The following is a 208-nucleotide window of genomic DNA, read 5'->3' on the forward strand; positions in this document are numbered from 1 at the left end:
AGAATCAGGTAAGAGATTTTATAGCCATGCAAAACTCGTTCTTTCTTCATTTACAAATCTTGAAGAAGATATTCAGTTTATAAGAGATAATGGTTCTGGAAGACTTAAAATAGGGATTACAGAAGAATTCAGAGCAGTAATTCCTGAATTATTTGAAACATTTATGAATGATAACCCGACATATGACATTAAGTTGATTGAGGGTACA

Annotated in this window: 1 protein-coding gene; it reads left to right on the forward strand. The window is 31.2% G+C overall.

Annotation, left to right across the window (positions count from 1 at the left end):
- On the forward strand, nt 1-208 hold a 208-nt coding region (locus tag HMPREF3029_RS09380), incomplete at both ends, for a hypothetical protein (RefSeq protein ID WP_168165499.1).

This window comes from Nosocomiicoccus sp. HMSC059G07 (assembly GCF_001815515.1).
Lineage (GTDB): Bacteria > Bacillota > Bacilli > Staphylococcales > Salinicoccaceae > Nosocomiicoccus > Nosocomiicoccus ampullae_A.